The organism is Corynebacterium mendelii (assembly GCF_017307055.1).
Taxonomy (GTDB): Bacteria; Actinomycetota; Actinomycetes; order Mycobacteriales; family Mycobacteriaceae; genus Corynebacterium; species Corynebacterium mendelii.
In genome coordinates this window covers 1-7,751 of record NZ_JAFLEQ010000004.1, presented here as the reverse complement: position 1 = coordinate 7,751, position 7,751 = coordinate 1, and the positions used below count along the sequence as shown (strand labels likewise).

At 47.2% G+C, this 7,751-nt stretch carries 3 protein-coding genes; 1 reads left to right on the top strand and 2 read right to left on the bottom strand.

The genetic code is table 11. The features are described from left to right. Window positions 1-168: 168 nt before the first annotated feature. Window positions 169-1,977: a hypothetical protein gene (locus JZY06_RS02975; protein WP_207118338.1), complete on the bottom strand. Its 1,809-nt coding sequence runs from the start codon at window positions 1,975-1,977 to the stop codon at window positions 169-171. Next, window positions 1,974-4,718, bottom strand: a complete 2,745-nt coding sequence (locus tag JZY06_RS02970; RefSeq protein ID WP_207118337.1) for a bifunctional glycosyltransferase/CDP-glycerol:glycerophosphate glycerophosphotransferase — start codon at window positions 4,716-4,718, stop codon at window positions 1,974-1,976. Before JZY06_RS02970 ends, JZY06_RS02975 begins: the two co-directional genes overlap by 4 nt. A gap of 1,020 nt (window positions 4,719-5,738) precedes the next feature. On the opposite strand from JZY06_RS02970, the gene JZY06_RS02965 reads away from it, so the two are divergent. After that, window positions 5,739-7,217 (top strand): glycoside hydrolase family 16 protein, encoded by a 1,479-nt coding sequence (locus JZY06_RS02965; protein WP_207118336.1) that lies wholly within the window; start codon window positions 5,739-5,741, stop codon window positions 7,215-7,217. Window positions 7,218-7,751: the final 534 nt, after the last annotated feature.

Here is a 7,751-nt window from a genome sequence, read left to right as displayed (position 1 = left end):
AAGGCTTCCGCAATCTCAAAACACTACATATTGAAATGTCTACTGCACTCCGGACAACTACAACACGAACTCAAAGCAGCCTAAAATGCGTAGCGCCAAAAATCCAACAAAAAGCCGAGAATCAAGAAACACTTGCAACAGCAAAAGATCGCCACAGTTCCCTTGAGTCTAACTTTTAACTAGTTTCGTGATTTCTTTTTCCAAGACCTCATAGGACGGAAATGCGTCAAACCTAACGCACTTCTGATAAATATAATTCGTACTGAACGCGCGCGAATCATGGTCCCGTACTAAAATGAGCTGTTTCAACGACTCTCCAAGCAAAGAATCCTTCTGATCTTGAAGAATTCTTATCGCTAATGCTCGCAGCGCATTGATCTCACACTTACCTATAGCCCCCGAATTCTTCAGACAATATAGAATTACGGTTTCCGAAACCAATCCCAAAAGCCAAGTTACCTCTAAAGCAAACCAGGGCGACAAAGAACCGGAATTGACCCATGATAAACATGAGTTAGGCTGTTCAAGTGACTTCACCTCGGACGAAAATTCTAGATCGAAGTTATCTTCTTTTGACGAACAATACAACACAAAAGACAAATAGCATCGAATAAATGGGTCCTCAGTCTCAACGAATTGAACGAGAGGCCTCGCAACCTCCATAAGTCGGGCTAGTTTCGCACGCAGGGACCACTCACAACAAAATCGGACTGCCAGTGCATGCAAGGGTAGAACATCCGCAAGGTTTTTATGGTTAATTAACGACCAAATGCACCAGTCCACAAAACGGACCACGCACCGCGTGTTTCCTTGATCGGATATTATCTCTTCCAAAAGCGAAATGCCATATAGCGGGCAGTCTTTACTTCGGACTTTGGGTAGGTTAAAAAATTTAGACAAGTCTGGTTCTTCAAAACCGGTCATGTCCAACAGCCGCATCCCTAGCTGGCTATAATGACTGTCGAGCGCGGTTTTTGTTTCTTTAAGGGAGCCACCAAGCTGGATAAGACCGCCGAGAGTCGGCAAATCAATACGAATAGCATCATCACCATAAAGATCTGCACACTCAGCGGTCAACTTAATATTGCTGGGAGGAACCCAAACTACATGTTCGTTCCAGTTAACGCCAACCGCATCGAAGCCGGTCCGAAGTATCGAAATATTTTTATTGTTAAGCTCGAGTTGTAGAATTGACTGTATCCCCGCAATTGACCTCGAATTCGAAGGCATTACCAATTTAACTAGGCCCTCAGTTGCATCTATATTGCCGCACCCATCAGCCCACGAGTCAAACAGCTTTTTGAAGAGCGACAATCGAATTGATTCTAAGTCAGTTTCCTCGAAAATCGATGCTTGCCAGGTGATGTCTTGTGTAGCACAGAATAATTCTAACTCTTTTATAGCATCGAATGTTTGTTCGTCCTTGCCATTAAGATCATCATAAAACCAATCATTCCTCAAATCTCCAAAACCAACTCTTCTAACGGCGAAGAGTAATTTACCCAACTCGGCAAAGCTGTTTACTCTAGGCCACAGATGATTGAAGATGCTTTCCTCAGTCGGAGCGGTGGCGCCGATTTGAAGATAGAGATCAATAAGTGACTCGACCCCCAAACCTGGAAAACTAGCGATTCTTGAAATAATATCTTCGTATTTTTCTTCGATAATAAATTTATTGACCGTTTTTAAAAATGAAAACGAGTTTGTTCCGCTTCCTTTAGTCAATGCGACCCTACGGGAGAAACCGAAGGCAATAAAGCTCGCTGCGGCTTCCGAGTTCATAGCCGAAATTTCTTTAGCGGTATCACGAGTAGTTGCAAGAATCGGAACTTTTTCTGAAAAGAATCCTTTAGGGTCCGCAACTAACGCATCTGGACATGATTCAAGTGCATCTTGACTGACCAAGTAGGGCCAGTATTCTTCGTACCAGAATTCTTCGAAGCTGGAAGCAAGCTTGTTAAAAAAACCTTTACTCATTCAAGCACCTCAAGTCGTTTCAAAATTGCATTGTAGGTTCGTTCACAATTGCGAGTATCTCTGCTACCAAATTCACAACTAACGCGGGCTTCATACTTGTCAGTACGAACAAATCTCGTTTTAGCTCCGGCTAAGAGGTCCTCCCGCAATTGGTCCAATGTAAACAAAACGGGACCAAATCCGTTTTCAAGATAGTTGAAATACCCCGGTCGATAGGTGTGTTGGCCGGAATAAAGCGAGCGATCATTCTCATCGTGGAAATAAAATATCGAGGCTCCGCAGTATGCGGCATCGAACGCGATCGACGATTCGTCGGTTACGAGAGCGGCTGCGTCAGCGAGGTAATCTTGTATACTAACTTCGGCCATGTCGATGACCTCGATTCCATCGAAATAGTCCCTAAGATTTATTCGGGCTGCCAAGCTTGGGTGAACGAGGTAGACGAGTTTGTAGCCCGCTTCTTGAAGCCCTGACCGCAAAGCTGGATCTTCTAAAACACTTATCCAACTTCTGCCATATTCCGAGTTTCTGAAAAGATTGAAACGCTCTGACGCGGTATCGCACTCGTCCATTTCTTCAGCCAAGGCCACCCGCCATGTCGGCATCACAACCACAAGCTTTTTTTCCGCACGTTCACGGGAAGAAAGCTCTAAAAGGCGATCGAAGCGGGGAAAACCAGTAAAGGCGGTATCAAAACTAGTGAATTTGTACGGGCTATTGCGATCAACAAACGACCTGTATTCTCCATTCGTGGCGGCGATTAGCAGCCCAAGATTTTTTTGGTTAAACCACTTTGACATATCATGGGAAGAAACGCCGTGTTGTAGAAAGACAAAAGGGGCTTTATAACTTTTTGGAGAGATACGGTCAGAAGGATAGAGTTTATCCCGATCCGCATGTGAGCTAATTATTACCCGTGCACCTCGAACGGCTCTGTGAAACTGCTCAGAACCATATGCGATAACCGGAAGCCCCTCCATCGCAAGCCGTTCCCAATCGGCACTCTCTGAAGAAAGAACATAATATGGCCGGACTTCGGGATGGTTTCTAAAAAGGAAACGGAAGAGATGTTCAGCATTGTCGTCGGCGCGCAAAAAGCTATCGTAGAGGAGCCAACACCCATCCAAAACGGGATTATCCAAAGTGTCAATTTGGCCTCCTGGCTTCTCCGACATAGGCGGATCATTCTTGAGGGAGGCTTGGAAAAGCTTTTTCTTGAAGCGACGTCTCCCAGGGACTCCGGCGTACCAAGCCAGCTTGAGCACATAACGTCTGTTCTGGTTCCCAGTTAACGCTGCAACTTGTTTAAGCAGTTCTGGCAACGCACCTGGGACTTCGGAAGTTAAGCGATCACGCTTCGCGTCCAGCGTTTTTAGAACCTTAACTTTTGGTTTCGATAAAAAATGAACAAATCTGGATTTTTTATTGTCCCGCGGCGGTAAAAATGAGTTATTAACTTTGACATTTACACGTCCTGGAATGTCGACATATAATATACGTTCACGAAACCCAATAAATTTATAGAAGTTATGGTCCCGAATGCCAGTATATGGTGGCTCGTAAAGTTGGCCATTAACGTAGACTTTCTCCGTCGGAAGTGGGCCAGTGAACCTGTAGCTAAAACGTCTTACCTTAGTTCCAGTAACCGTTCCCAAAGGTACAATTTCTTCCGGCTCAGACAGCTCGTCTAAGAACGTTGCCGCAAGTGCAGCACGCAAGCGTCCATCGAAGGAAGGTAAATACAACGACCAAAGAGTGCTGGGGCCTATAGCTCGTACAATTTGGCCAACCAAATTGCAAAACTTAAAGCGCTGTTCATCGGTCAACCAGTCAGTAGGTGATAGCAGTCTGTCATTCGCTCGTAAACACCATCCGATATCATAGAGAATAGGGCCGGCAATCCATCCGGGAATGGCGCCCTTATTTACAAGGGCTTCATCAATGAGATCCAACATCCCGTACCGCAAGATTTCATCGTAGCGTTGTGGCGTGGCCCAAGTGCGGCTGATTACGCTATCTTTCCGTCGCCTATAGTAGTATATCGCCGAACGGACAAAACCAATTTTCGGCTTACTGCTATTGAGAAGGACTCTAGCAATAAAGTTGGCGTCCTCAAAAGAAGGATTAATGCGTTCGTCGAATCGGATATTGCTTGAACGGACTAAACCACCTCGCACGAAGATAGTACCCCCAGACATGTGAAAGCAGTGAGGATTTTGATCTAAATCGACTACGCAATCTCCATTGGAAAAATGCCAATCCATCGGGTGATCAGCCTTCAGTTTACCAGTATCTTCATAAAAAGAAACTAATCTTGAGGCAACTATTTCTGGTCGCGCATCACCCATTAAGCTACCGACTTTCATAACGCGCTGAAAATAGTCTGATGCTACAAAGTCATCTGAGTCGATAAAAGTTATCCAATCCCCTTTAGCTCGGGACAAACCTCGATTTCTTGCAGCTCCCGGACCGCAGTGATCAGCTACAAGAACTTCACCCTTCAAGCGATATTTTTTCAGTAACTCTGTTGCTACTTTAACCGTGTCATCGTCAGAACCATCATCGACGAAAAGTATCTCGAAATTTGCCCTTCCATAAGTCTGTATGGATAGGGAATAAAAATAGTCTTCTAAGTATTGACTGGAGTTATATGCTGCAGTAACTATAGAGATCAAAGGCTTTTCATCAAAGTTTAACTTTTTTCGTAAGGCTTTTAAAGTGGTTTTACCTTTGCTTTTCATTGTGATTACTCCTCAATTGTTTTGCCAAAAATTAGAGGCACGTCGTCTCGAAAGAATTATTATCGTAATGCGATTGATTATGTTGCCGACCGTTGTGAGTGCGTTGTTCGGCAACGTGGGCCTAGTTGCCACTGTGCGCGGTATTCAGTAAGCGTATCTTAACATTTTTTTAGGACCACGTTGCTCATTTACTCTTAGTTTCGGCCATGACGTCGGATTTTTACTTGCTCTTCGCCTTGTTCGACCCCTTTCGGTTGGCGATAGCTGTGCCGACTCGTGGAGTTCATTTCCAGATCGTTGTAATTTGGAGTGCATGGAGCTTCTACCGTGGTCGTCCGGAGTGTAACAGGGCTCTGAATAGTTCAGATTGCGAAAATCTGCTGCGATGTCTTGAAGATAGGCGCGCCGCCCGTTGATGGTGTTGACAAACCTGTTAAATAACTCTGCGTGTAAGAATAGGGATGATATTTTGTGCCTTGAGGCTTCCTCCCTTCTGTGTTTTAATCGCCGACTGGGGGTCTTGTATATATGACCAGCTGATAAAAGAGGCAGACCAGATCAACCTCGGCATAGAAGCTCGTCGGAAAATGCTGTTTCAAGCTTTGGCCTGTAGATCAGGGTTGCAAACAGTAATACTCGGCGGCTAGCCTTGGTCCTAGGGTGTATATATAGCGCCGTCTTGTGTGGCTAGTGTGACTGTGACCGTACACTTGGTGCTCCCGGTGACAGAACTTGTTCACAACCTTGCCTCAAACAGTGCACGAGTTGACAGGGCCCGTTCACTGCTGTCGCTTTGAGCAGTAGCTTGCTTGGCGACGGTCTTGTCGCCGGTGAAGTCACTCCGGTGAGCTTCTCGCTATCCGTCCAATTCCGGATTACAGCCTTGAAACCACTGGGACGAGCTTAAAGCCCTATAAAATGCGCAGGGCCATGTTCTGAAATAATTCTTGCAGCTGTCTTTGTGGAAGCAGCTCAGTGGTAGCTTCTCGAACCTCCGTCCCAGATGATCAAGGAAATATGATGAACAAGAAATTCGGCAAGGATTTGGTGACAGTGCTGGCGTCTGTGGGAGTTGCGGCCAGCTTGTCAGTTGCCCCGGCTTCGGCAGGCCCCCTGTCGAATTTTTCTGTTCACGTCCCTGAGGTTTTTGATGATTGGAGCGTGAATTTCAGCCCCGAAACCGACTTGTCAGACTGGACTCTGTTTGATGGTTTTCAAGATAAACAAGCGGGGATGTTTGTTTTCACCAGAGATGCACTCAGCCTGAAAGATGACCATTTGTTGATCCGCACACGTCGACACTGTGTGTCCACCGACGACCTTAATGTGGAACCCCTTAACGACTCTAATGCCAGTGTCCTGCCTTGTCCGGATGGAAAAATCACTCGCTACAGTACCGGCCGTGTTTACACGCCTTGGCTTAAGGGGGGAGCGTTTACGCTTGAGGTTGAAGCAAATATGGTCGTTCCCGAAAAAGGCGAAGAAATCACTGTTGACGGCGTAAAATACTCCGTCCCCAGGAATGGGGCGCGGCCGGCGATTTGGCTACAAAACGGCCAGGCCGCTTGCCATCAGAAGGATGCTAGTCCTTATTATGGTGAGATAGATCTTGTCGAGTATTACGGCCATTACCCATCCAACGTGAACCCGTCGGCGATTCACTGGGCTTGTAATGACAACGGTAAGCAACGTTATCGAGAATCTCGCCAGCTCAAGGCTGATGAGTCTCTCGCCAATGCTTACCACACATGGGCGGTTAGTACTGCTGATGAGAAAATCCACTTCACCGTCGATGGCCAGCACAATCACATGGTTTGGGGGCAGCCTCATGAGGACTGGGGTTTGGCTTCTATGAATCAAGACGAGCAGACCAACAAGTCTGATTTTCATATGGTTCTCAACCAGCCATGGCGACTGATTCTCGAAACTGAGGTCGAAACAGCAAAATGGGCGCATCCGGCGGATCCCAATGCACCATTTCCGGATAGGTTCCTAAAAGTTCGACGGGTCGATCTGAAGTATAACAATGAAAAGGGACAGACTGTCACCGTGGAGGTGCCCGTTCCGACGACGACTACGGAAACGGTGAAGGTTCCGGCCAGGGTTGAGGTGCCTGTTCCGACGACGACCACGACTACGGTGAAAGAACCCGTTCCGACGACGACTACGGAAACGGTGAAGGTTCCGACCAGGGTTGAGGTGCCTGTTCCGACGACGACCACGGTGCGACTTCCCGCAAACGCTGGTCGAACAACGACTAAAACTGTCGTATCGAAGCAGACGGTGACTGTTGGGCGGTCCTCCGGGAACTCGAACTCGAGTGGCTCAAATGAACCTACCCCGCTGGAGTCATCCCGCGATTTGGTGACTGTCGGTACCGCAGCGGCAGGCATAGTGGGGTTGTTAAGCATCGTTGGCGCATATCTGATGTATTTCCCCCAATTCCGGGGTTTGGTCGGAGGGATGCCAATGTTCTTCAATTCCCTGCCCCGCTTGTAGATTTTTCCGGTAGATGACTGTCTTGAAGTCGGCAGTCGGCGGATCGGGTTTGGTGCTGTGGGAGCGCTATCGCCAGTTGGCAGAGGCGCTGGATCGATGCGTGACAGCGACTCTTCGTCATTGAGGGTATGTTGAGCAGCTGCTGCATTCTGGCCAACTACAGCAGGAACTCTCCGCATTCCTATAGTCATCTCTAAATGTACAGAGTCGAAATATCTGTGTCTTAGGGGGAGCCCGCAAGGTAAGAGACTGTCGGGCGTGGTGCGTCTTTTAATAGGAGTAGCCTGAAGATAATTGCCGTTCCCTGCTATATCTTGCCGCCTACAATGCAAACGAGTTCACTGTGACTGTCATCTTTGGTGCCGATCCTTTTCAACGTTTTGTGCTTTTCCGCTGACCGTGGCCCTTGTTGCGGTATGTTTGCCTGCCCCTATAACGGCTCTTCGTAGTTTAGAGTGCGTGGAGTTTCTGTTGTAGTTGTCCGGAGTGCAGTAGACATTTCAATATGTAGTGTTTTGAGATTGCGGAAGCCTT

Excerpts from the sequence above, each read along its gene's own strand:
- JZY06_RS02975 (WP_207118338.1), bottom strand. The coding sequence starts at position 1,977 with ATGAGTAAAGGTTTTTTTAACAAGCTTGCTTCCAGCTTCGAAGAATTC.
- JZY06_RS02970 (WP_207118337.1), bottom strand. The coding sequence starts at position 4,718 with ATGAAAAGCAAAGGTAAAACCACTTTAAAAGCCTTACGAAAAAAGTTA.
- JZY06_RS02965 (WP_207118336.1), top strand. The coding sequence starts at position 5,739 with ATGAACAAGAAATTCGGCAAGGATTTGGTGACAGTGCTGGCGTCTGTG.